The organism is Mediterraneibacter faecis, from assembly GCF_055383675.1.
On record NZ_AP043803.1, the window covers coordinates 2,193,605 to 2,216,776 of the forward strand.

Annotated in this window: 22 protein-coding genes and 1 riboswitch; of the genes, 4 read left to right on the top strand and 18 right to left on the bottom strand. The window is 41.4% G+C overall.

Going from position 1 to position 23,172, the window contains the following annotated elements; all coding sequences use genetic code 11:
- Positions 1–3 precede the first annotated feature (3 nt).
- The 3 genes from araA to ACZ47Z_RS10360 form a co-directional block, all read right to left on the bottom strand.
- On the bottom strand, positions 4–1,503 hold the full coding sequence (gene araA, locus ACZ47Z_RS10350) for an L-arabinose isomerase (RefSeq protein ID WP_020436653.1): 1,500 nt from the start codon (positions 1,501–1,503) through the stop codon (positions 4–6).
- An 83-nt stretch (positions 1,504–1,586) separates the two neighbouring features.
- Positions 1,587–2,291 carry an L-ribulose-5-phosphate 4-epimerase gene (locus ACZ47Z_RS10355; RefSeq protein WP_055148293.1) on the bottom strand — a complete coding sequence of 235 codons (705 nt, stop codon included), beginning with the start codon at positions 2,289–2,291 and terminating at the stop codon, positions 1,587–1,589.
- Positions 2,292–2,315: 24 nt separating this feature from the next.
- On the bottom strand, positions 2,316–3,422 hold the full coding sequence (locus ACZ47Z_RS10360; RefSeq protein ID WP_055157182.1) for a GntR family transcriptional regulator: 1,107 nt from the start codon (positions 3,420–3,422) through the stop codon (positions 2,316–2,318).
- Positions 3,423–3,996: 574 nt separating this feature from the next.
- Positions 3,997–4,110, top strand: a riboswitch (TPP riboswitch).
- 95 nt (positions 4,111–4,205) lie between these two features.
- Between ACZ47Z_RS10360 and thiW the strand changes: the two genes are divergently transcribed.
- Both thiW and thiC read left to right on the top strand, forming a co-directional pair.
- Positions 4,206–4,715 carry an energy coupling factor transporter S component ThiW gene (gene thiW, locus ACZ47Z_RS10365; RefSeq protein ID WP_015529641.1) on the top strand — a complete coding sequence of 170 codons (510 nt, stop codon included), beginning with the start codon at positions 4,206–4,208 and terminating at the stop codon, positions 4,713–4,715.
- A gap of 301 nt (positions 4,716–5,016) precedes the next feature.
- Positions 5,017–6,327, top strand: a complete 1,311-nt coding sequence (gene thiC, locus ACZ47Z_RS10370; protein ID WP_015529640.1) for a phosphomethylpyrimidine synthase ThiC — start codon at positions 5,017–5,019, stop codon at positions 6,325–6,327.
- 383 nt (positions 6,328–6,710) lie between these two features.
- On the opposite strand, the gene ACZ47Z_RS10375 is transcribed toward thiC, so the two are convergent.
- The 5 genes from ACZ47Z_RS10375 to ACZ47Z_RS10395 all read right to left on the bottom strand — a co-directional run bounded on the left by ACZ47Z_RS10375 (position 6,711) and on the right by ACZ47Z_RS10395 (position 11,884).
- Entirely contained in the window at positions 6,711–7,955 is a 1,245-nt protein-coding gene (locus ACZ47Z_RS10375) for a 3-isopropylmalate dehydratase large subunit (protein WP_117890207.1), read from the bottom strand.
- A 17-nt stretch (positions 7,956–7,972) separates the two neighbouring features.
- Complete coding sequence (locus ACZ47Z_RS10380) at positions 7,973–8,467, bottom strand: LeuD/DmdB family oxidoreductase small subunit (RefSeq protein ID WP_015529637.1); 495 nt, start codon at positions 8,465–8,467, stop codon at positions 7,973–7,975.
- 59 nt (positions 8,468–8,526) lie between these two features.
- The gene (locus ACZ47Z_RS10385; protein WP_015529636.1) at positions 8,527–9,777 is read right to left on the bottom strand and encodes a 3-isopropylmalate dehydratase large subunit; all 1,251 of its coding nucleotides are present in this window, start codon (positions 9,775–9,777) and stop codon (positions 8,527–8,529) included.
- A gap of 4 nt (positions 9,778–9,781) precedes the next feature.
- Complete coding sequence (locus ACZ47Z_RS10390) at positions 9,782–10,261, bottom strand: 3-isopropylmalate dehydratase small subunit (protein WP_015529635.1); 480 nt, start codon at positions 10,259–10,261, stop codon at positions 9,782–9,784.
- A 111-nt stretch (positions 10,262–10,372) separates the two neighbouring features.
- Positions 10,373–11,884, bottom strand: a complete 1,512-nt coding sequence (locus tag ACZ47Z_RS10395; RefSeq protein ID WP_015529634.1) for a CoA-transferase — start codon at positions 11,882–11,884, stop codon at positions 10,373–10,375.
- Between the two features lie 202 nt (positions 11,885–12,086).
- Here ACZ47Z_RS10395 and ACZ47Z_RS10400 point away from each other — a divergent pair, with 202 nt between their 5' ends.
- On the top strand, positions 12,087–12,347 hold the full coding sequence (locus tag ACZ47Z_RS10400; protein WP_054752341.1) for a helix-turn-helix domain-containing protein: 261 nt from the start codon (positions 12,087–12,089) through the stop codon (positions 12,345–12,347).
- 26 nt (positions 12,348–12,373) lie between these two features.
- Positions 12,374–12,757: a helix-turn-helix transcriptional regulator gene (locus ACZ47Z_RS10405; protein ID WP_020436468.1), complete on the top strand. Its 384-nt coding sequence runs from the start codon at positions 12,374–12,376 to the stop codon at positions 12,755–12,757.
- 74 nt (positions 12,758–12,831) lie between these two features.
- Here the strand turns inward: ACZ47Z_RS10405 and ACZ47Z_RS10410 are convergent, their stop codons facing one another.
- The 10 genes from ACZ47Z_RS10410 to yihA all read right to left on the bottom strand — a co-directional run bounded on the left by ACZ47Z_RS10410 (position 12,832) and on the right by yihA (position 23,138).
- The gene (locus tag ACZ47Z_RS10410) at positions 12,832–14,727 is read right to left on the bottom strand and encodes an ABC transporter ATP-binding protein (RefSeq protein WP_196019929.1); all 1,896 of its coding nucleotides are present in this window, start codon (positions 14,725–14,727) and stop codon (positions 12,832–12,834) included.
- The gene (locus ACZ47Z_RS10415) at positions 14,727–16,478 is read right to left on the bottom strand and encodes an ABC transporter ATP-binding protein (protein WP_196019931.1); all 1,752 of its coding nucleotides are present in this window, start codon (positions 16,476–16,478) and stop codon (positions 14,727–14,729) included. Before ACZ47Z_RS10415 ends, ACZ47Z_RS10410 begins: the two co-directional genes overlap by 1 nt.
- Positions 16,475–16,933, bottom strand: coding sequence for a MarR family winged helix-turn-helix transcriptional regulator (locus ACZ47Z_RS10420; RefSeq protein ID WP_226865947.1), 459 nt, complete (start codon positions 16,931–16,933; stop codon positions 16,475–16,477). Before ACZ47Z_RS10420 ends, ACZ47Z_RS10415 begins: the two co-directional genes overlap by 4 nt.
- 224 nt (positions 16,934–17,157) lie before the next feature.
- The gene (locus ACZ47Z_RS10425) at positions 17,158–17,856 is read right to left on the bottom strand and encodes a DUF975 family protein (protein WP_070103786.1); all 699 of its coding nucleotides are present in this window, start codon (positions 17,854–17,856) and stop codon (positions 17,158–17,160) included.
- A 274-nt stretch (positions 17,857–18,130) separates the two neighbouring features.
- The gene (locus ACZ47Z_RS10430; protein ID WP_055148280.1) at positions 18,131–18,658 is read right to left on the bottom strand and encodes a EutP/PduV family microcompartment system protein; all 528 of its coding nucleotides are present in this window, start codon (positions 18,656–18,658) and stop codon (positions 18,131–18,133) included.
- A gap of 20 nt (positions 18,659–18,678) precedes the next feature.
- Complete coding sequence (locus tag ACZ47Z_RS10435) at positions 18,679–19,113, bottom strand: BMC domain-containing protein (protein WP_015529622.1); 435 nt, start codon at positions 19,111–19,113, stop codon at positions 18,679–18,681.
- A gap of 11 nt (positions 19,114–19,124) precedes the next feature.
- Positions 19,125–19,490 carry a BMC domain-containing protein gene (locus tag ACZ47Z_RS10440; RefSeq protein WP_020436463.1) on the bottom strand — a complete coding sequence of 122 codons (366 nt, stop codon included), beginning with the start codon at positions 19,488–19,490 and terminating at the stop codon, positions 19,125–19,127.
- Between the two features lie 497 nt (positions 19,491–19,987).
- Complete coding sequence (locus ACZ47Z_RS10445) at positions 19,988–21,361, bottom strand: NAD(P)/FAD-dependent oxidoreductase (protein WP_226901255.1); 1,374 nt, start codon at positions 21,359–21,361, stop codon at positions 19,988–19,990.
- Between the two features lie 42 nt (positions 21,362–21,403).
- A complete protein-coding gene (ytvI, locus tag ACZ47Z_RS10450; protein WP_020436462.1) occupies positions 21,404–22,528 on the bottom strand; it encodes a sporulation integral membrane protein YtvI in 1,125 nt (374 codons plus the stop codon).
- A complete protein-coding gene (yihA, locus tag ACZ47Z_RS10455) occupies positions 22,518–23,138 on the bottom strand; it encodes a ribosome biogenesis GTP-binding protein YihA/YsxC (RefSeq protein ID WP_015529618.1) in 621 nt (206 codons plus the stop codon). The genes ytvI and yihA overlap by 11 nt, the downstream gene beginning before the upstream one ends.
- Positions 23,139–23,172 lie beyond the last annotated feature (34 nt).

Below are 23,172 nucleotides of genomic sequence, written 5' to 3' on the forward strand. Positions count from 1 at the left end.
TTTTTATTTTCTAAATGCAAGTTCATTCCATCTGAGTTCATTTTTCAGATTACGGATTGTTGTATCTTTATCAATATATACAGCTTCGATTCCCATCATTGCTGCCCAGTCACCCATCTGTTCTGCAGTGATATCATAAGAGAATGCTGTATGATGTGCACCACCGCAAAGAATCCAGGCTTCAGCTCCTGTTGCGAGATCCGGCTCCGGTGTCCAGAAGTTTGTTGCTACCGGAAGCTTCGGCATTGGTTTTTCATTTTTCTTGCAGTCAACTGTATTGATGATCAGGCGGAAACGATCTCCAAGATCGATCAGTGATGTTGCAATACCCTTTCCTTCTTTTGATGTAAATACAAGTCTTGCAGGATCTTCTCTGTCTCCCATAGAAAGTGGATTTACCTTGATGCTGATCGGACCGTCTGCGATAGATGGGCAGATCTCAAGCATATGAGCCTGAAGGATTCCTTCTTTTCCAGGCACAAAATTGTATGTATAATCTTCCAGCATCGATGTTCCTTTTGCATCTTTCATGCCTTCTGTCATGATCTTCATGATACGGACCATAGCTGCTGTCTTCCAGTCTCCTTCAGCTCCAAATCCATATCCCTTCTGCATCAGACGCTGGATCGCAAGTCCAGGAAGCTGTTTGAGTGCACCGAGATCTCCAAAGTGTGTAACGATTGCCTGATAGTTTTTCTCCTCAAGGAAACGCTCGAATCCAAGCTCAATCTGTGCCTGAACAGCAACATGTTTTCTGAACTCTTCCGGATCTCTTCCTTCAAGAAGGATCTCATATTTGTCATAATACTCTTCTACTAATGTATTTACATCTGCTGCGCTTACAGCATCTACAGACTCTGCGATTTCATTTACCGGATAAGCATCTACTTCCCATCCGAATTTAATCTGTGCCTCTACTTTGTCACCTTCAGTAACAGCAACATTTCTCATGTTGTCTGCAACTCTCATGACACGTACATGGCTGCTTTCGATCACACCAACTGCTGTACGCATCCAGGAAGCGATCTTCTCCTGAACCTTCTCGTCTGACCAGTGTCCAACAACAACTTTTCTCTCGATTCCAAGTCTTGTGAAAATGTGTCCGAACTCACGTCCACCATGTGCTGACTGGTTCTCATTCATGAAATCCATATCGATCGTGTCATATGGGATCTCCATATTGAACTGTGTATGAAGGTGAAGCAATGGTTTTCTGAACTCCTGAAGTCCAAGAATCCATGATTTTGCAGGTGAGAATGTATGCATCCATGTAATGACACCGGCACATTCATCATCAATATTAGCTTCATTAAAAGTCTTACGGATCAGTTCGTTTGTGATCAATGTTGGTTTCCATACAACTTCATATGGAAGAACTCCAGACTCATTGAGCTTCTCTACGATAATCTTGGCATGCTCTGCTACATGCGCCAGACATTCATCTCCGTAAAGATCCTGTGAACCTGTGCAAAACCAGAATTTGTACTCTTTCTTCTTTAACATTTTTGTGTCCTCCTTGTTATAAAATGTTTATAGTTATTTTTTATTTATCACTTAATTTGTTATTATGTTATACTTGACAGTTATTATTTTGCTGTATTCTGTCCGTAATAGGCATTCGCACCATGTTTTCTATAGTAATGCTTATCCTGAAGTTCCTGCGGAGCCGGTTTTACCTGCGGATTGATCATCTCACATCTTGCTGCCATCTTTGCAACTTCTTCTGCAACAACTGCATTGTGAACTGCTTCGTGTGCATCTTTACCCCATGTAAATACACCATGATTCTTACAAAGAACTGCCGGAACTGCAATATAATCTTTCTTCTTAGCTTCAAACTCATCTGCAATCAGAACTCCTGTGTTCTTCTCATATGCTTCCTCAATCTCTTCTTTCGTCAGATTACGCACGCATGGGATTTCTCCGTAGATGTAATCTGCATGTGTTGTTCCGTAACATGGGATATCTCTTCCTGCCTGTGCCCAGCTTGTTGCCCATGCAGAATGTGTATGTACAACACCACCGATTTTTGGAAAACGATTATAAAGAACAACATGTGTCGGTGTATCGGAAGATGGATTGTAACGTCCCTCTACTTTATTTCCGTTCAGATCAACAACTACCATATCTTCCGGAGTCAGCTTATCATATTCAACTCCACTTGGTTTAATAACAAAAAGTCCGCTTTCTCGATCGATTCCACTTACATTTCCCCATGTAAATGTAACCAAATCGTATTTTGGAAGCAGCATATTTGCCTCATACACTTCTTTTTTTAACTGTTCTAACATTGTTCTTCTCCTTTCGTCTGCTGTCTACATGACTTCATTATATAATTTCACAGAATTTCGCATCACAAGTTCCGGTGCAAATTCCGCTGAGTACATTTCCATATTTTTATCAATCTTATCCAATATAATCTGTGCTGCACACTTTCCAATCTCATTTGCCGGATTATTTACCGATGTGATTGGTACTTCACAAAATCTTGCAAGATTGGAATTGTCAATTCCAATCACTGAAATCTGATCTGGCACCTGCAAATCTGCACTTTGCAAGATTTGAATCAACTTACTTGCAATCTCATCATTGTAGCAGACACAGGCTGTACATCCGTTTAACCGCTTTAAAATTCTTTCACTTACCAGCTCCATCTCACGGATATCTTCTGAATCGATCCATAAAATCTGCCGATTCTTGATTTTATGTGAATGTTCCATGAGTGCTTTTGTGTATCCTGCATATCGCATTCTTCCCTGCCCATCATCCGCCTTGAAGATTCCTGCTATTCTTGTATGTCCACATTCCAAAAGGTGTTTCGTTGCAATGTAGCCTGCTTTCTCATCATCCAGACTGACATGCGGAATTGTGAGATTCTCATAGAAACTATTCACAAACAAAACCGGTATTCCTGATTTCTGTAATTTCTGATATAAATCTAAATTCGGATTCGGAAGCCCGCTTTTCACAGGTTCTGCAATCAATCCATCAATTCTTCTTGTTCTCAAAAATTCTTCTAAATGCATCCGCTCTTTTGCAACCGAATTATCTGTCATCGCAATCTGAAGGATTCCGCCTGCCTGAGTAACTTTTTTCTCAATTTCCCGAACAATAATTGGGAAAATATATGTATCAATGTATGTCAGCATCACTGCGATTCGCTTTTCTTCGTGATCTGATCTTTTTCTTTCTATATTTCCCAAAATCGAGCCCGCTTCTTCACATATATAGGATCCACTGCCACGTCTGCTTTCTACAATATTCTGTTTTACTAATTCCTCTAATGCCCGCCGTACGGTCTGGCGACTGACCTGAAATTGTTCGGACAATTCCTGCTCAGAAGGAATTTTCTCTCCGGAAATCATTTTTCCTGTTCTTACTTCCTCCTGTATCCAGGTTACGATTTTCTCAAATTTTTTCATTCGCTTATGACCTCTCTATACAATCGACTATCATTACTGTCATACGACACTTTGATTGTTACTGTTCACACGATGTGCGACCAGCAACGCATCTCGCCATTTTAAATCGCCTTTGGCGATGGGGCGAGATGCATTCAAACCAAAACATGCATCCTCCGTGTCAATCAGCGGAGTGATTGACACGGGAGTGAACAGTAACCTCTGATTTTCATCGATCCGATCAGTACATTCTCTTTATGCACTTAATATACAACAATACATGTTACAATACAATCCGCAGGATATCCAATCTTTTTCACTTGAAAATGTATATAAATTCAAAGTTGTATTGTTTTTATTCTTATTTTTCAATACAAATCAATAACTGTTCAGAGCCAACCTTCAAAATGCTACGCATTTCGTCGGTGTAGCGTATCCGCCAAATAAAATTTTTTCCTCTCCCTCTTGGGTACATAGTTGCTGTTCACACGTTGTGCGACCAGCAACTATACATTCACTCAAATATTATATTTTCAAAAAAATGTCTTGAAATTTATTTGATTTCGGTTCATAATTACATCAGACAAAGAATTAAATATTGTCAAAGGGGAGCTGGTCAGAACCGGCTGAGAGGAGACGTGTTACCGTTTCGACCCGTTTAAACCTGATTTGGATAATGCCAACGGAGGGAATTGATACCATGTAATGATTGAGATGCCCTTGCATCTCTTTTTACTTCGGACAGCTGGTAGGATCTTCACTCAGGTGAGGATCCTTTTTTTCATTTGAAAGGAGACTCAAGTTATGAAACAGACAACAAACACAAAAAAACTGGCACTTGCAGGTGTTCTCACCGCTCTTGCCATCGTTGGAAGCTTTTTAAGCTTTCCTGTAGCCGGAAGTAAATGTGCACCGGTTCAACATATGGTAAATATCTTTGCAGCCGTACTTCTTGGTCCCGGCTGGGGCGTTGGAATTGCATTCTGTGCAAGCCTTCTACGCAACATACTTGGAATCGGAAGTCTGATGGCTTTCCCGGGTAGTATGATTGGAGCTCTCTGCTGTGGACTTGTTTACAAGAAATGTAAGAATTTAAGCCTTACTTGTCTTGCAGAGGCACTTGGAACAGGTATTCTCGGAGGAATTGCTGCTTATCCGGTTGCTTTATTCCTTATGGGAGCAGCACCGGCAGGATTATTTATCTATGTGATCCCATTCCTGATCTCAACAGTAGCCGGAAGTATCCTGGCATTCCTGCTGATTTCAGTATTCCAGAAAAGTGGAGTAATGGCACAGCTTTTCCCGACTTCATAAGTTGTTCTATGCGATACATTGGGGACACCACCTTGTACCGCACAAGAAAATGCAGAATCAATCTGTAATCACCGGAGTTTTCCGTTAATAACCTCTTTATTTTCCAGTTATTAACATCTCTCCGCTGAAGGCGTCAGCATAATTTTTCTACTCATTCACTGGAAGTGTAGGTTAATAGTTACATCTCCTGTCCACATTCGTTCATGTGCAGGAGGTAGTAGCTTTTCTCGTGTACGCTGTCCGTGTTTTGCTGACGTCATAATATTTATCAATTCACATGTAAGAACGGAGGCAAAACAACATGAGAAACTACACAACCCAGATGGATGCAGCCCGCAAGGGGATTCTCACCCCGGAAATCAAAACAGTAGCTGAAAAAGAACATATGGAAACTGACAAACTGATGAAGCTTGTCGCAGAAGGAAAAGTTGCGATCTGTGCGAACAAAAACCACAAAGCACTGAACCCGGAAGGTGTCGGAAGCATGCTCCGCACAAAGATCAATGTCAATCTCGGAGTTTCCCGTGACTGCAAAGATTATAATATTGAGATGCAGAAAGTAATGAGCGCAGTAGAACTCGGTGCGGAAGCGATCATGGATCTTTCCAGCCATGGAGATACACAGCCATTCCGTCGCAAACTGACTTCTGAATGTCCTGCTATGATCGGTACAGTTCCTGTATACGACAGTGTCATTCATTATCAGAGAGATCTTGCAACTCTGACTGCACAGGATTTCCTTGATGTCATCCGTATGCATGCAGAAGACGGTGTTGACTTTGTTACACTTCACTGCGGAATCACAAGAAAAACAATTGAACAGATCAAAAAGCATAAACGTAAAATGAACATTGTAAGCCGTGGAGGAAGCCTTGTATTCGCATGGATGAGCATGACAGGAGAAGAGAACCCATTCTACGAGTACTATGATGAGATTCTTGATATCTGTGAAGAATATGACGTGACGATCTCACTTGGTGATGCGTGCCGTCCTGGATGTCTGGCTGACGCTACAGATGTATGCCAGATTGAAGAGCTTGTACGTCTCGGCGAACTGACAAAACGTGCCTGGGATCATAATGTTCAGGTTATGGTAGAAGGACCTGGACATGTACCGCTTGATCAGGTTGCAGCTAACATGAAAGTGCAGCAGACCATCTGTATGGGAGCTCCTTTCTATGTTCTTGGACCTATCGTTACAGATATTGCTCCTGGATATGACCATATCACTTCCGCGATCGGTGGAGCTGTTGCGGCAATGAACGGTGCTTCCTTCCTCTGCTATGTAACACCGGCTGAACACCTTGCTCTTCCAAATGTTGAAGATACAAAACAGGGAATCATTGCTTCTAAGATTGCAGCTCATGCTGCTGATATTGCCAAAGGAATTCCTGGAGCAAGAGATATCGATGATAAGATGGCAGATGCCCGCCGTGTTCTTGACTGGGATGCACAGTTTGAATGCGCTCTGGATCCTGAAACTGCAAAAGCAATCCGCGACAGCAGAAAACCGGAGGACGACCACAGCGATACTTGCAGTATGTGTGGAAAGTTCTGTGCAGTAAGAAGTATGAATAAGGCACTGGCCGGGGAATATATTGATATTCTGTAAGTATCCGAAATACGTATAGCATTTTGGGAGATTAATTCCAAGCAGTTATAATTAAGGGAATGCGGTTAAAGAATCGCTTTCCCTTTTGCATTTACGCGATCAAACGAGTCAAAGTCCATGCTTGCACTATGCTGATCACACCTATGATCGATGCTCTCTGAAAACCTGTTATATATCCCAAGTCGACTTGTCTTTAAGAGGATAATAAGCTTCTACCATGGCTTTTTGAACAGTTACAACAAATCTTTTATTTTTTTATCCTGTTGTCCTTTAATAGAATACTTTTAGACCTTAAATAGCACTTAATGTCAGAAAAGCTATCAATCACAACACATTTCATCTTAATTGTTGTAATCGATAGCTTTTTATATTTCTATATTATCTTATTCCGGATTCACAATCTTCCCGGCAACTGCACATGCCGCTGCAGTTCTCGGACTTGCAAGATAAATCTCTACCTTAGATGTTCCCATACGCCCAAGGAAGTTTCTGTTATTCGTTGCTACAACTCGTTCTCCGTCAGAAAGGATTCCTCCTGTTCTTCCGCAGCACAATCCGCACCCCGGATGTGTAATGATCGCACCTGCTTCTGCCAAAATATCCAGGGTTCCGTCTGCCAGTGCCTGTCTGTAGATCTTGCGGCTTGCCGGTGTAACGATCAGCTTCACAAAGTCCGCAACTTTCTTCCCTTTGAGTACTTCTGCCGCAGCTCTGAGATCTTCCAGACGTCCATTTGTACAGGATCCGATAAATACCTGGTCAATCTCTGTTCCTTCCAGTTCACTGACATTTCTGATCTTATCAACCTGGGACGGACATGCCATAACCGGAACGAAATCCTCTGCCTTATATGTCATTGTCTTCATATAAACAGCATCTTCATCTCCAACAAGGCTCTTCTGGTAATCATTGAGTTCAATCTCACAATATTCTGCCGTCTTCTCATCCGGTGTGAAAAGAGCACATTTTGCTCCTGCCTCGATTGCCATATTCGCCATTGTCATACGGCTTGCAACTGACATATTCTCAATCGTGCTTCCCGAGAATTCCAGTGCTCTGTAAGTTGCTCCGTCCGCACGGAGATCTCCGATCAGTCGGAGAATGATATCCTTGGACATTACATTTTCCGGAAGTTCTCCGTCAATCACAACTTTGATCGTCTCCGGAACTTTGATCCACATTGTACCGGTTCCGAGAATACTTGCCATTTCTGTATAACCGATTCCAGATGAAAATGCGCCGACACAACCATAAGTTGTCGTATGGCTGTCTGTTCCGAATGCGATATCTCCAGGTTTCACATATCCAGCTTCTGTCATCAACTGGTGACAGATTCCGTCGCTTCTATGTACGTGAGTCAGTCCATATTTTTCTACAAATTCATCTCCTTTGTGGAAATGTCTTGTGTCATCCTGCTGGCTTGCCGGAACCAGGTGGTCATAAATTAAAACCACTTTATCCGGATCATGAAGCTTTGTAAATCCCATCTCTTCAAATTTATCTGCTACAAAAGGAATGAAAATATCATGGATCATGCATCTGTCAACATTGACTGTCACGATATCTCCCGGCTTTACTGCCTTTCCTGTATTATGTCTGATAATCTTTTCAATAATCGTCTCGCCCATCATGCTCTCCTTTCTGCTCAATCCTCAAGTCCATTCAGCTTGCGCATAGCTTTTACAAGTCCGCCTGCCTGAATGATGCTCATCAGATTCTCCGGCAGAGAAGCGATCGGGTATTCTTTGCCATTATAGTCTACATGCTGATTCATCACGACATCAATTGTGTCGCCTTCTTTCATATCATCATACAGATCCGGCTGCTCGATCAAAAGCAGACCATTGTTGATTGAATTGCGGAAAAAGATTCTTGCAAATGATTTTGCGATCACACACTGGATTCCAAGTGCTTTGATGATCTCCGGTGCCTGCTCTCTGGAAGATCCACATCCAAAGTTCTTTCCTGCAACGATGATATCACCTTTCTGGATCTGTCCTGCCAGCTCCGGACGAAGCGGACTGAATCCATACTGTTTCATATCGTCAATTGTTTTCAGTGCAAGATACTCTGTCGGGATAATGATATCAGTATCAATATCATCTCCGAGTACCCACACCTTTCCTGTAAATTTATCCATAGTTCACCTCAAAATATATAAGTTCTTCTCTGTGTAAATTATCTCTTGTTCCCATCACCTTACAGATCAGATGCAAGTGCGATCTCGCCCTTAATTGCTGATGCTGTAACTGTTGCTGCGGATCCAAGATATACTTTTGAACTTGGGTGTCCTGCACGACCCTTGAAATTACGTGTTCCTGTACTGATCAGAACTTCATTTTCACCGATAACTCCCTGGCAGCTTCCCCAGCAGACACTACAGTTCGGATTCATTACAATTGCGCCTGCCTCCATGAAAATGTCAAGAAGTCCTTCCTTAAGAGCCTGGCGGTAAATTGTCTGGCTTGCCGGAACAACAAGGAAACGGACCTTATCTGCAACTTTCTTTCCTTTGATGACTTCTGCTCCGACACGAAGATCTTCAATACGTCCATTATTACAGGAACCTAAAAATGCTTCATCAATCTTAATTCCACGCACTTCTTTTGCCGGACTTAAATTATCTACAAAATCAGGTTTTGCCACGACCGGTTCCACTTTAGAAAGATCGATTGTATACTCTCTGATATAATGCGCATCCGGATCACTGTGAAATACAGCTTTCGGCTCACGGCCATGCTCTTTCAGGTATTCCATTGCTTTTTCATCAGCCTCGAAGATACCTGTCTTGGCTCCGGCTTCTACTGCCATGTTGCAAAGTGCGATACGATCACTGATACTCAGTGTCTTTGCTCCTTCTCCTGTGAACTCCATCACCTGATAGTTACATCCGTTCGCACCAACCTGACCGATAATTGTCAGGATCAGGTCTCTTGCATAAACACCTTCCGGAAGTTCTCCAATCAGATTGAATTTCACTGATTCTGGAACGAGTACCCAGGACTGTCCTGTCACCATTCCATAAAGGAAGTCTGTACATCCGACACCTGTACCGAACGCTCCGAGTGCTCCGTAAGAACAAGTATGGCTGTCAGCTCCGAAGATCAGTTCTCCCGGACGGACATAGTTCTCCATCATAACCTGATGGCAGACACCCTTTCCTTCCCAGAAGTCAATTCCGTTCTCTTTTGCAAAATCTCTCATCTTCTTCTGAGATGCCGCTGTCTTCGGACTGTCTGACGGCACATTATGATCCACAATGAATACCAGTTTCTTCGGATCTGCAATACGAGGATTCTTTAATTTGTTATTATACATATCCACAGTAAGATGCGTCGTTCCATCATTACTCATCATTCTGTCCAATGTTACTGTATGAATATCTCCCGGTTTTACGCTGTCCACACCGGCTGCAGCAGCGATGATCTTCTCTGCGATTGTCATTCCCATAGTTCTAGTCCTCCTTATTCAGTGAAGCAATCAGTCCACCCTGATTCAGAATATTCTGCATATACTCCGGCAGCTTTGTACAGGAATAAGTCTTTCCATTCGCCTCAGCTGTTCCGTCAGACATGCGAAGTTCCATTGTATCACCTGTCTTCACCTCATCCGGAAGCTCCTTACAGACAATGACCGGAAGTCCGATATTGATTGCATTTCTATAGAAGATTCTTGCAAATGATTTTGCAATGACAGCCTGTACTCCAAGTGCTTTGAGCACACCCGGTGCCTGCTCTCTGGAGGATCCACAACCAAAATTCTCTCCTCCGACTACGAAGTCTCCCGGTTTTACTTTTTTCGCAAAATCCGGATCCAATGATTCAAATGTATGGCTCTTCATCTCATCTAAGTTCGGCAGAAGCAGATACTGGGATGCGATGATCTGATCTGTATCAAGATCATTATGAAATTTAAAAATTGTACCTTTTTCCATAATAATAATGTCCTTTCTGTTGTCCTGTGGATAAATTGTATCAATTTAACGTGATGAAGTCCATGAACTATTTTAACAAATCTTCATCTTATTTTGCATTGATTTTCTATATCATACTTCCACTTCGAATGGCAGAAGATCTAAAATATCTTTCTGCACATCGATTCCAGGATATACTTCTATCAATTTCAACCCCTTCGGTGTCAGGCGAAATACACAGCGTTCAGTCACATAAAGTACCTTCTGTCCATTTGCGATCGCACGTCTGGCAGAAAAACTGATACTCTTGACTCGATCTACAAATTTTGAAATAGAACCTTCCTTCTCAATTTCAACAATCCCCTTCTTCTGTGAAACTTCCAGTCCTTTTGCCGTAAAGCTGAAACAGAAAACAACGGTTGGTGTCTTAGCTGTGATATTCGCAAATCCTCCGATTCCGGCAAACGCTCCCGGTCCACGGTGTGCATTCACATTTCCTTCTTTATCCACTTCAAGCGCGCCCATAAAGCAGACATCGAGGCCACCATTATCATAAAGGTCAAACTGGTTTGCCATATCATAGACAGATGCCGCACCGATCATTGCTCCAAATGCTTCTCCTGAAACCGGAAATCCTCCGATTCCTCCGGATTCAACCGTCAATGTCACCATATCAAGCATTCCACTCTTTCTTGCAAAACGAGAAACCATCTCCGGAATACCGATTCCAATATTTACAATATCATCTACACGTAATTCCTTCGATGCACGTTTTCCGATGATATTTGCCACCGTACTGTTCTTTGACTGTTTCACTGAGACAGAATCTAAACGCTCACTCCATGTGTTCCACTCTTCATATGGAATCTCAAAGCTTCCAGTCAGTGCTGTATAGGCTTCATTTCTTGCTTCCGGTTCTGCCACAACGATCGCATCTACCAGACAGCCCGGAATAATTGCATTTCTCGGTCGTGACGGGGTGTCCACCAGGCGGTCTACCTGTACGATCACCTTGCCGCGATTCGCTTTTACTGCCTGACAAATAGACAGCGCATCACCGGACATAAACATATCGTCAAAAGTAATATTTCCCTTTCGGTCTGCTGCTGTTCCTTTAATCAGTGCAATATTAATTTTCGGTAATTTATAATAGAGAAATTCCTCTCCATCCACTTCCACATGCCTGACCAGTGAATCATCAATTGAGATTCTGTTAATTCCAGGCCCTTCTTTTCTTGGATCTACAAATATATCCAAGCCAACCTTTGAAAGTGCACCCGGGAGACCTCCGGCCTGTGCACGGATTGCATGTGAAATGCATCCAAGCGGAAGATTGTATGCCTCAAACCGGTCTTCTAAAACTAGTTTCTTTGTACTGAGCATTGCTCCAAAATGCCCGCAGATAAGCTTGTCCACAGCACCCTCTCTGATGTATCCTTCTGCATTATGTTCATCATCCCAGACACCAAAACCGGCACTGGAAATCATTGTCAGATGTGTTGGGGACTGCATCTTCTGGTATCTTCTGTAAATTGCTTCGTGAAGTTCAATTGGATTCTCTATTCCGACAAATGAATTCACACAGATACAGTCTCCGTCCCGAATCAGCCGGATTGCTTCATCGGCAGTCATTATTTCATACATGGTGTATTTTCTCCTAGTTCTCTAAAATATCTTTGGAATACATTATACACTATCTTCGGAGATCAATCATTACAAATCATACAATTATTTTCCATTTGTCTCATTATTCCAACCATTTGGTTACTCAATTCCATGTAAAATCATTAAAAGTGCAAAAAACGAGACAAACCTGTTCACACTATTTGCAGGAGGGATTAGAACTATGCCAAAACGAACACCTACTACCGGAGAGAAGAATCTGATCGGCAAAAGGCTCATTGAACTTCGTCGGCAACGCCATATGTCACAGAGACTTTTAGCTTACAAACTCCAATTGCGCGGATATGATATGGACAAAAATGTAATTACAAGAATAGAAACCAACAAACGTTACGTTACAGACATAGAATTGAAAGCTCTAACTGAGATCTTCGACGTTTCTTATGAATATCTCATTGAGGGAAAAGACATCCTTGAACCTTAACGGATGATAGAAACGGAGGTGAAACTATGGCAAATATTCAACTTGCGGATAATCTACGGCGTTTGAGAAAGCAATATAACTACACGCAGGCTCAGATCGGCAAAAAGCTGCATATCACTCATCAGGCTTATTCAAATTATGAAACCGGCGTACGTGAACCAAACCTTCAACTTCTTGCTGAACTATCCTGGATCTATCACACCTCTGTCGACTCGCTTATCACTCAGTACTGCAATGCAAAGAATCCATCATCAGTTGAAGTAAAAAACTATTTCTGTATTAAAATTGAAAATAGTGAAAACGACATTCTTCTTACAAAAAATGAAGTGAATTTTCTTTTGAAATACCGTTCTGCTGGGGAAGCTGAACGTAAACTCGCACATGAAGCTTTAGATTTTACTGAACGTTGATTTCTATTTCAAAAAGAACTGAACCCATTGACATTAATTATCTGGGTTCAGTTCTTTTTTATCTCTACTTTCTTCTACGCTGATATTGCATTTCCTGTATACAGCTGATAATACTTACCTTTCTCTTCAATCAACTGGTCGTGTGTACCTCTCTCGATAATCCTTCCCTGTTCAAGTACCATGATACAGTCAGAATTACGAACTGTTGACAAACGGTGTGCGATCACAAAGGTAGTACGCCCATGCATCAGCCGGTCCATACTTTCCTGGATAATACGCTCTGTGCGGGTATCGATCGAGCTTGTTGCCTCATCCAGAATCAATACCGGTGGATCTGCTACTGCCGCACGGGCAATCGCAAGAAGCTGTCGCTGTCCCTGACTTAAGTTTGCTCCATCTCCGGTGATCACCGTGTCATACCCTTCCGGAAGTCTGCGGATAAATCCATCTGCATTTGCCAGCTTTGCTGCTGCAATGATTTCTTCATCTGTTGCATCCAGCTTTCCAAAACGAATATTATCTTTCACTGTACCAGTAAACAAATGTGTATCCTGCAATACGATTCCAAGAGAATGTCGAAGATCTGCTTTCTTGATCTTGTTAATATTAATTCCGTCATAGCGGATCTTACCATCCTGAATATCGTAGAAACGATTGATCAGATTTGTAATTGTCGTCTTACCGGCTCCTGTTGAACCTACGAAAGCAATCTTCTGCCCCGGTTCTGCATATAACTTCACATCATGAAGGACGATTTTGTTATCATTGTATCCGAAATCCACTCCGTCAAATACAACATTCCCTTTTAACTCAACATAATCAACAGAACCATCTGCCTGATGTGTATGTTTCCATGCCCAGCGGCCAGTACGTTTCTCACTTTCTGTCAGTTTTCCATTCTCTTCTTTCGCATTAACTAATGTAACATAACCTTCATCCACTTCCACTTTTTCATCCAGAAGTGTAAAGATACGTTCCGCACCTGCGAGTGCCATAACAATCGCATTCAGCTGCTGGCTCACCTGGTTGATCGGCATACTGAAGCTTTTATTAAATGTAAGGAAACTTGCCAGACCGCCCAATGTAAATCCACCGACATGGTTAAGAGCAAGTGCACCTCCAACGATTGCACACATTACATAACTGATATTTCCAATCTGCGCATTCATAGGACCGAGGAAGTTTGCATAAGTATTTGCACGGTCTGCGCTTACAAACAGATCCTCATTCAACTTTTTGAATTCTGTCTTACTTTCTTCTTCATGACAGAATACCTTCACAACCTTCTGGCCGTTCATCATTTCTTCAATATATCCGTTGACCTTACCAAGATTCTTCTGCTGCTCAAGGAAATATTTTCCACTCTGTCCGGCAGCTTTCTTTGTTCCCCAGATCATGATCGCAACCATAACCATCGTCACTGCTGTCAGTGGAATATTCAAGATCAACATACTGATAAATACACTGACAATTGTAAATCCACTGTTGATAATCTGCGGAATACTCTGGCTTACCATCTGTCTAAGTGTATCAATGTCATTCGTGTAGATTGACATAATATCGCCATGCGCATGTGTATCGAAATATTTAATCGGAAGTTTCTCCATGTGACTGAACAGATCATTTCTCATGTTCATCATCATTCCCTGTGTCACATTGATCATAATTCGGTTGTAAGTATAAGTTGCCACGATTCCGACTCCATAAAAGCAAGCAACTTTTCCGATTGCATGTGCAAGCGGTGTAAAGTTCGGTGTATCACTGGACAATAAAAACGGTGTAATGTATTTATCAATCAAATCTCTTGTGAACATTGTTCCCTGAACATTTGCAATAACTCCTACAAAAATAAGGATGAATACTATAATGCAGTGAAATTTATAATCCCGGAAAATATAATCCATCAAACGTTTAAGTAATTTCCCAGGATTTTCCACTCTATTCTTTGGTTTTCCCATTGGTCCGCGCATTATGCTTCACCTCCATTTTCATCAAAATCTCCGCCTCCCTGTGTCTGAGACTCATATACCTCGCGATAAATCTCATCTGACACAAGCAGTTCATCATGTGTTCCGAATCCATGAATCTTTCCTTCATCCATCACAATAATACGGTCTGCATCCTGAACACTGGATACACGCTGTGCAATGATCAGCTTTGTCGTATCCGGAATCTCTTCACGGAATGCACGTCGGATCTTCGCATCTGTTGCAGTATCAACAGCACTTGTACTGTCATCAAGAATCAGGATCTTCGGCTTCTTTAGCAATGCTCTTGCAATACAGAGTCTCTGCTTCTGACCACCGGACACATTGTTTCCGCCCTGTTCAATATGCGTATTATATTTATCCGGGAAGCGCTCGATAAATTCATCTGCACAGGCCAGTTTACATGCCTGGATACACTCTTCATCTGTCGCTTCTTTGTCTCCCCAACGGAGATTGTCTAAAATACTTCCTGTAAATAAGACATTTTTCTGAAGCACTACAGACACCTGATTACGGAGCACCTCAAGATCATATTCTTTTACATTTTTTCCACCAACCAGAATCTCTCCGTCCGTCACATCATACAGACGACTGATCAGATTGACCAGACTTGTCTTCGCACTTCCGGTTCCTCCGATAATTCCAATCGTTTCTCCGGAACGAATCTCCAGATTGATGTCTTTGAGAACCTTCTCTGCACTGTCTTTCTTATAAGAAAAGTCTACATTTTTAAATGTAATGCTTCCGTCTGCGACTTCATATACCGGATGCTCTGGATTGTGAATATCTGTTTTTTCATTCAGCACTTCCGCAATACGGCACATACTTGCCATACTCATGGAAATCATGACGAAAACCATCGAAAGCATCATCAGACTCATAAGAATATTCATACAATAAGCAAGAAGACTCATCAGTTCTCCGGTTGTAAGAGAATCCACAACAATCATCTTCGCACCGAACCAGCTGATTAAAATAATACAGGTGTAAACTGTAAACATCATGATTGGCGCATTCCAGATAACATTCTTCTCTGCTTTTACAAAAATATCATAAATATTCTTGCTTGCACGCTTAAATTTACTTGTCTCTTCCTCTTCCCTTACATATGCCTTTACAACACGGATTGCAGAAACATTTTCCTGAACAGACTCATTCAATGCGTCATATTTCGGAAATGCCTGTTGGAAATATGCAGTTGCATGACGGATAATAAAAAACAAAATAATTCCAAGAATCAAGACTGCCACAAGATAAATACTTGCCAGCCTTGCATTGATCGCAAATGCCATCACCATCGCACATACCATACTTGCCGGTGCTCTCATCATCATACGTAACATCATCTGATACGCATTCTGCACATTTGTTACATCTGTTGTCAGACGCGTTACCAGTCCTGCTGTACTGAAATGATCAATATTTGCAAACGAATATGTCTGAATCCGATCAAACATTGCATTTCTCAAATTCTTTGCGAAACCTGTAGAAGCCTTTGCTCCATAACGTCCTCCCGCCATTCCGGCAAGCAGGCCTAAAAATGCTGCTACGATCATGATTCCACCCACTTTATAAATGTGGTGGATATCACCCGTATTAACCCCTTTATCAATGATCGATGCCATCAAAAACGGGATCAATGTCTCAAATAAAACTTCAAGAATCATGAAAATCGGTGTCGCGATCGATGCTGCCTTATACTCTTTTACTTCTTTTAATAAAGTACGAATCATGAATTCTCTCCTCTCATTTTTCTTAGATTGAGATGAACCTTATGAGTCACTCTCAAAAATGCCTGTAATTCTTCTTCGGTAATTCCTTCTTCCAGTTCTGCGTCCATTCGCTTGAAAATCTCTCCAAGCTTTTCGTGACTTTCGCGTCCTGCCTCTGTCAGCATAACCTTTTTCAGCCTTGCATCACTCGCAACCGAAGCACGACAGACAAGTCCTTTCTTCTCTAAAGCCTGAATGATATTCGTCACTCCCGAACGGCAGATTCCGAAATACTTCTCTATGTCTTTCTGATAAATCTCTGCATCCTGATGTTCATAGAGATAACGCAAAATCCATCCATGCATAAGGGTTACTTCATCCAACCCTTCCGCTTTTACTCTCGCCTCAAGTAATTTTGAAATGGAACGATCCATTTTATGTACCTGTGGACCGATATGAAAATGTTCTTCACACAAAATTGTAATCCTCCTTTCTATCTTCACACGCAGGAACTGTTTACCAGTGAATTGTTCACTTGTGAACAGTTCCTGTATAAACAAGTTTATCACATTGGTTTTTAATGTCAATAGAAAATATTGAGTTGTCTTCTATTTTTATTTTGCAAAAGAAAAGCTCACAGCTGATCATATACAACCAGCCGTGAACTTTTTATTCTAAGTTTCATAATATGAATCTATATTTACATTCTATCTCTCAGCACATGATACAACTCTGCCTCTGTATAATACTGATACGGATTTACATAAAGAAAAGTTAAGATCCCAAACGTACATGCCCCCAGCAAATGCCAGCCGATAAAGGAAAGATCCAGCACAAACGCATCCCATTTATTCCCCATCATCATTCGTTTGCTCTCCGCAAAAATCTCCTGTCTGCTCATCTCCGGATGGTCAAGCAGAAGATACGGTACCATTGCATATTCATATCCTTTGATCACACCGGGAACAATAAATAACAGTGACCACAATGTAAGATAAATTGTCTTCAGAAGCATTGTCATACGTACTGTCTTATTGCAATCTCTTACCATACGGAAAATATCTTTCACATCCTGTCTTCCGTCTCTTCCATTTTTGAAAAATTTACAACAGCCGACAGTCATTGGATTCCATAGGAAATAGGCAATAGCCAGATATACAATAAATGAAATTACAACCACAACTGCTACAGTTGCTGCAATCCCAAACATTAGAATCGGATGAAAACCTTGTATCGAAGTTTCCACCTCACTATTCTTATTTTTTAGTATATTATAAGAATGCGTAAATCCATTTCCCAAAAGAAACGTATAAATCAATGCTGCAAGAACAGAATACCAATAATTCTGTTTCAACAGGAACTTTGCTCTTCCCTTTAATTCACTTCTTGTCCATAACATAAAAATCCCTCCTGATGTCATTCTGTTGATTGAACTGATTGCTACATAATCATTATAGCATATTCTATCTTCCAGAAATATCTCAAGAGGGATATCTTTCTTAATTTTTCTTAATCTGTAACTGTTCAGAGCCAAGCAAAATTTCAAAAAAAGATGTAAAATGCTTGCATTTTTAAGACTGTTTTTGAAATTTTATTTGGCGGATACGCCACACCTTCAAAATGCGTAGCATTTTGAAGGTTGGCTCTGAACAGTCACCTTAATCTTTTGATATCTACATGCCATCCGGATACTCTACACCTTCCGGTAGTGGATCCCAGTCATTCAATCCCAATGACTGTTTATATCTGGCACGATCCAATGTCAGTATTTCCACAGGCTCATTCAGATAATCTATGAGCTCTTTGATACCTTCCCGCGTCTTATTATTTACTTCGAAAATGCGCTCACATCCGGCATTCTTCATCCAAAGTCTCACCATATCAACATTTGCGTACGGTGAATCAATCTTTGTAATGATTCCGATCAATGGACGTTGGATAAAACATCTGCTTCCAGGTCCGAACAGATTGAACGGTTCATCTGCAGCCTGCACCATAGCAATCACGTCTGCCTCAAATGAAAAACAGGCAAGTCCAACACTGAAATGCTTAGACTCTGCATACTCTCCCGGAGAGTCGATCGTATCATCTTCTGTATTCGTATACTGTGTCTTCACATAATGCAGTTCTTCTCCCTTAAGAGCCTGCGTCAGTGAAGTCTTCCCCGCTTCACTTCTCCCCATCAAAAATATCTTTTTCATCCTGTTACGCCTCTGTCTTCTTAACTTCTATGAACCTCGCACACTGCAAAGCCAAGTCTCTCATTAAAAAATCGAACTACTTCTTCCACCGCTGTCTGTACCTGTGTCAATCCGCCGGTCAGAATTAGTGTCCCGCAGAATCTGTCCATAAATCCAATCTCAACATCTGCGCTCTTGAATGCTACATCTGCAGCAACCACAACTGCTTCCCACGGTGTAAAACGCAGAAGTCCGATAGACTCTCCTGTGTGATCCTCACCTTCATGAGTTCCAATATGTAATCCCAGATTCTGGTAAATAACCTCATCTGATCTACTGATAATATGCGCCATGCAGACTTCCTTCCCCGGCACGCGCACACGAGTCATACGAAGCTTCTTTCCTTTCAGATTCTCATAGTCATCATGAAACAGACGCTCCATGAGCTCTTCTCTCGTTATACGTTCCCGTTCCATAAGCGCACTTCCTATCGTTTTGTAATATCACAGACTACATAACCAAGAGAATCTCTGAAATAATCCACAACTTCTGTCAATGCAGATGTAACATCAGAAATCTCTCCTGTAATAATCAGTGTGCCTGTAAAACGGTCTGCGAATCCAAGATAAACATTACCGCTTTTCACTGCAATATCAGATGCGATAACTGCTGACTCCGGTGGAGTCATATTCATAATTCCAATTGCAGAAGAACGATAATCCAGATGTGGATTTAATCCGAGTTTCTGATAAATAATCGGAGCCGGACCTCCCATTACATGTGCAAATGTAATCTCCTTACCTGCAACTGTTTCCTGTACAATTCTAATCTGTTCTCCGTGATCATTCGCCATCTGTCAGTTCCTCTCTTTCACATAGATTCTGTAATTCTCATTCATACAATCCTGTATGTTAATCCACTAACATTCTCTGTTCACAGCCAGTCTCGTTACTGTTCACACGATGTGACCAGCAACACATCTCGCCATTTTAAATCGCCTTTGGCGATGGGGCGAGATGCATTCAAGCCAAAACATGCATCCTCCGTGTCAATCAGCGAAGTGATTGACACGGGAGTGAACAGTAACCCAGTCTCAGCTATAAACTCTCTTACTATAAATAATACTATCTATATGCCTTTCTGTCAAGGAGATTCCAATAAATCTCAACACGCTTTAATTAAGAATCAACAAAATCCAACTGTTTTATTTGTAAAAACAACAAAAACTCAAGTTTCTTTTTTATACATAAGAAAAAAGGGAAGTTTTTCACCTGCAATACACAAACACACTTCATGTAATTTCTGCAAATGAAAAACTCCCCTTTATTTTAACTATTAACTTCTATCAATTTACACTTCTTCTGCAATCTCTCTTGCTACGAACACACCACTTGCTGATGCATGGGACAATGAATGTGTCACTCCACTTCCGTCTCCAATCACATACAGGCCCTTGTGTTTTGTTTCAAGATGTTCATCCAGTTTCACTTCCATATTGTAGAACTTAACTTCTACACCATAGAGCAGTGTATCATCATTTGCTGTTCCAGGTGCGATCTTATCCAAAGCGTAGATCATCTCAATGATTCCATCAAGAATACGTTTCGGCAATACAAGGCTCAAATCTCCCGGTTCTGCGGAAAGTGTCGGTGTCAGAAAACTCTCTGCAATACGTGCCGGTGTACTTCTTCTTCCTCGGATCAGATCACCAAAGCGCTGTACAAGAACGCCACCTCCAAGCATATTAGACAGGCGTGCAATACTTTCACCATATCCATTACTGTCTTTGAACGGCTCTGAAAAATGTTTCTCCACAAGAAGCGCAAAGTTTGTATTCTCTGTCTGCTTCGCCGGATCTTCATAGCTATGTCCGTTTACTGTAACGATTCCGTTTGTATTCTCATTTACAACGATTCCATTCGGATTCATACAGAATGTTCTGACTTTATCTTCAAACTTCTCTGTTCTGTAGACAATCTTGCTTTCATACAGTTCATCTGTAAGGTGTGAGAAAATAACTGCTGGAAGTTCCACACGAACTCCGATATCTACACGGTTGGATTTTGTTGTGATATCGAGATTTTCACATACTTTTTCCATCCATTTACTTCCGCTTCTTCCCACAGAAACGATACATTTCTTACATTCATCTACACCATCCTTTGTAATCACGCGATATCCGCCGTCAATCGCTTCCACATCATCTACATGACAGTTAAAACGGAACTCTACAGTATCTTTCAACTTTGCATAGAGATTCTCAAGAACAACATAGTTGATATCTGTTCCAAGATGACGAACAGATGCATCCAAAAGATTCAGCTTATTCTGCATACAGAGTTTCTTAATATGTGTTCCTGATGTGGAATACATTTTTGTACCCTCACCACCAAATTTCACATTGATCTCATCTACGTAATTCATCAGCTCAATTGCTGTCTCTTTACCGATATACTCATACAATGTTCCACCAAAATTATTTGTGATATTGTATTTTCCATCTGAAAATGCTCCTGCTCCACCGAATCCACTCATAATCGCGCATGTCTTGCAGTTCACACAGCTCTTAATCTTCTTTCCATCGATTGGGCATTTTCTCTTCTCCAGTGGATTGCCGGCTTCAAATACCGCCACCTTCAATTCCGGTGCTTTCTCTACCAGCTCATAAGCTGCAAAGATTCCCCCAGGTCCTGCACCGATAATAATTACATCATAATTGCTCATATATTTTTCTCCTTTCAATTACTTCCTTGTTTCTTAACTACACTACTCTTCGTCTCTTAATTTCAAGATTCCGACAATCAGCGTCTTTATATCATCAAAAATATAATCAAACGCACCGGCCTGACACATATTTATAATGACCATACCAACCGGAACAGCAAGGATCATCCAGATCACACCACCAATTCGATATCCAATATAAATCAAAAGCAGTGTAACCAGCGGATTCAATCCGACACTGTCTCCGACAAGCTTCGGCTGGATCAGCTGTCTGACAATTTGCGTAATTGCATAGATCACAACAAGCATAATCGCACGTTTATAATCTCCCATAAAGACTGCATATATAGCCCATGGAATCATCGCAGTTCCTGTTCCAAAAAATGGTAGGAAATCTAGAAATGCGATCAAAAATGCAGACAATACAAAGTAATGGACTCTCAAAAATCCAAGTCCTACAGCCAAAATCAAAAATACAATTCCCATGATCTTAAACTGTGCCTTGAAATATCCACCAACCGCATATTTCAGGTTATCTATCACCATGATCATTCGTTCAGTTACTGACTTTGGCGCAATCTGTTTGACCCATGTCACAACTTCTTCTCGCTCTGAGATAAAGAAATAAGAAGACATAACCGCAACGATTGTTGATACCAGATAACTTGGCACACGCTTTGCGATATTTCCTGCGGCACTTACCGTTGGCTCACTGATTTTTGACATCAGATTTCCCATCGTGTCATCCAAATTCGCAACAGTTGTCGTCCATCCATTCTGGATTCCATCCGGCAGTTTGCTAAAAATTCCGGACATAGAAATTCCAATTTGATGGAGTCCTTTTTCGAGCTGCACATACATTTCCGGGAAGTCTTTGATCAGACTGCTGACTTCTGAAACCAGCCAACTGACAGCAAAGTAGCCCAGCGTCCCCATCAACGCCAGGACTCCGATAATAATCAATGCGGAGCCTAATTTTTTTCTGATCTTCAAACGTTTTTCTAACCAGTTAACAACCGGTGTGGCGATGGATGCAATGATCCATCCAACCACAAACGGCATGAGAAATCCAAGTAATTTCCATCCGATCAGTATAAATCCAACTGTTGCTGCTATGCTGAAAAGCAAGCTTACGGCAACTTGCCAGTATGGGCGCTTATTTGTCATCCTCTGCCCCCTCGTCATTTCCATATCCGAGATATTCTGTCTCAATCAATTCCCAAATCTCATCTCTTCCCTGTTTTGTCTGGGATGAGAATGGAATTACTTTTGTTCCAGGAACAAGCTGCAGACCTGTCTTCAGCATTTTAATATGCTTCTGTACCTGACTGCGTTTAATCTTATCAAGCTTTGTTGCGATAATGATTGGCTGATATCCCTGATCCAGGATCCACTGATACATCATTTTATCATTCGCAGATGGATCATGACGGATATCGATCAAAAGGAATACTGCCTTAAGCTGTTTTGATGTATGCAGATAACGCTCGATCAGTTTTCCCCACTGAATCTTTTCCTGCTCAGAAACCTTTGCGTATCCATACCCTGGGAGATCGACCAGATACATTTCCTCATTAATCGTATAGAAATTGATTGTCTGTGTCTTTCCCGGTGTTGCTGAAATTCTTGCATAAGACTTACGGTTCATCAGTGCATTAATCAGTGATGATTTTCCTACATTTGATTTTCCCGCAAATGCGATCTCAGGCTTATCGTTTTCCGGAAGAACGCTTGTGATTCCACAAACTGTTTCCAGATTTATATTTTTAATGACCATGTCGTTTACTCCTCCTTTCTTTCTATTCTATTGC

Coding starts and splice junctions, on each gene's coding strand:
- araA (WP_020436653.1), bottom strand. CDS start 1,503: ATGTTAAAGAAGAAAGAGTACAAATTCTGGTTTTGCACAGGTTCACAG.
- ACZ47Z_RS10355 (WP_055148293.1), bottom strand. CDS start 2,291: ATGTTAGAACAGTTAAAAAAAGAAGTGTATGAGGCAAATATGCTGCTT.
- ACZ47Z_RS10360 (WP_055157182.1), bottom strand. CDS start 3,422: ATGAAAAAATTTGAGAAAATCGTAACCTGGATACAGGAGGAAGTAAGA.
- thiW (WP_015529641.1), top strand. CDS start 4,206: ATGAAACAGACAACAAACACAAAAAAACTGGCACTTGCAGGTGTTCTC.
- thiC (WP_015529640.1), top strand. CDS start 5,017: ATGAGAAACTACACAACCCAGATGGATGCAGCCCGCAAGGGGATTCTC.
- ACZ47Z_RS10375 (WP_117890207.1), bottom strand. CDS start 7,955: ATGGGCGAGACGATTATTGAAAAGATTATCAGACATAATACAGGAAAG.
- ACZ47Z_RS10380 (WP_015529637.1), bottom strand. CDS start 8,467: ATGGATAAATTTACAGGAAAGGTGTGGGTACTCGGAGATGATATTGAT.
- ACZ47Z_RS10385 (WP_015529636.1), bottom strand. CDS start 9,777: ATGGGAATGACAATCGCAGAGAAGATCATCGCTGCTGCAGCCGGTGTG.
- ACZ47Z_RS10390 (WP_015529635.1), bottom strand. CDS start 10,261: ATGGAAAAAGGTACAATTTTTAAATTTCATAATGATCTTGATACAGAT.
- ACZ47Z_RS10395 (WP_015529634.1), bottom strand. CDS start 11,884: ATGTATGAAATAATGACTGCCGATGAAGCAATCCGGCTGATTCGGGAC.
- ACZ47Z_RS10400 (WP_054752341.1), top strand. CDS start 12,087: ATGCCAAAACGAACACCTACTACCGGAGAGAAGAATCTGATCGGCAAA.
- ACZ47Z_RS10405 (WP_020436468.1), top strand. CDS start 12,374: ATGGCAAATATTCAACTTGCGGATAATCTACGGCGTTTGAGAAAGCAA.
- ACZ47Z_RS10410 (WP_196019929.1), bottom strand. CDS start 14,727: ATGCGCGGACCAATGGGAAAACCAAAGAATAGAGTGGAAAATCCTGGG.
- ACZ47Z_RS10415 (WP_196019931.1), bottom strand. CDS start 16,478: ATGATTCGTACTTTATTAAAAGAAGTAAAAGAGTATAAGGCAGCATCG.
- ACZ47Z_RS10425 (WP_070103786.1), bottom strand. CDS start 17,856: ATGTTATGGACAAGAAGTGAATTAAAGGGAAGAGCAAAGTTCCTGTTG.
- ACZ47Z_RS10430 (WP_055148280.1), bottom strand. CDS start 18,658: ATGAAAAAGATATTTTTGATGGGGAGAAGTGAAGCGGGGAAGACTTCA.
- ACZ47Z_RS10435 (WP_015529622.1), bottom strand. CDS start 19,113: ATGGAACGGGAACGTATAACGAGAGAAGAGCTCATGGAGCGTCTGTTT.
- ACZ47Z_RS10440 (WP_020436463.1), bottom strand. CDS start 19,490: ATGGCGAATGATCACGGAGAACAGATTAGAATTGTACAGGAAACAGTT.
- ACZ47Z_RS10445 (WP_226901255.1), bottom strand. CDS start 21,361: ATGAGCAATTATGATGTAATTATTATCGGTGCAGGACCTGGGGGAATC.
- ytvI (WP_020436462.1), bottom strand. CDS start 22,528: ATGACAAATAAGCGCCCATACTGGCAAGTTGCCGTAAGCTTGCTTTTC.
- yihA (WP_015529618.1), bottom strand. CDS start 23,138: ATGGTCATTAAAAATATAAATCTGGAAACAGTTTGTGGAATCACAAGC.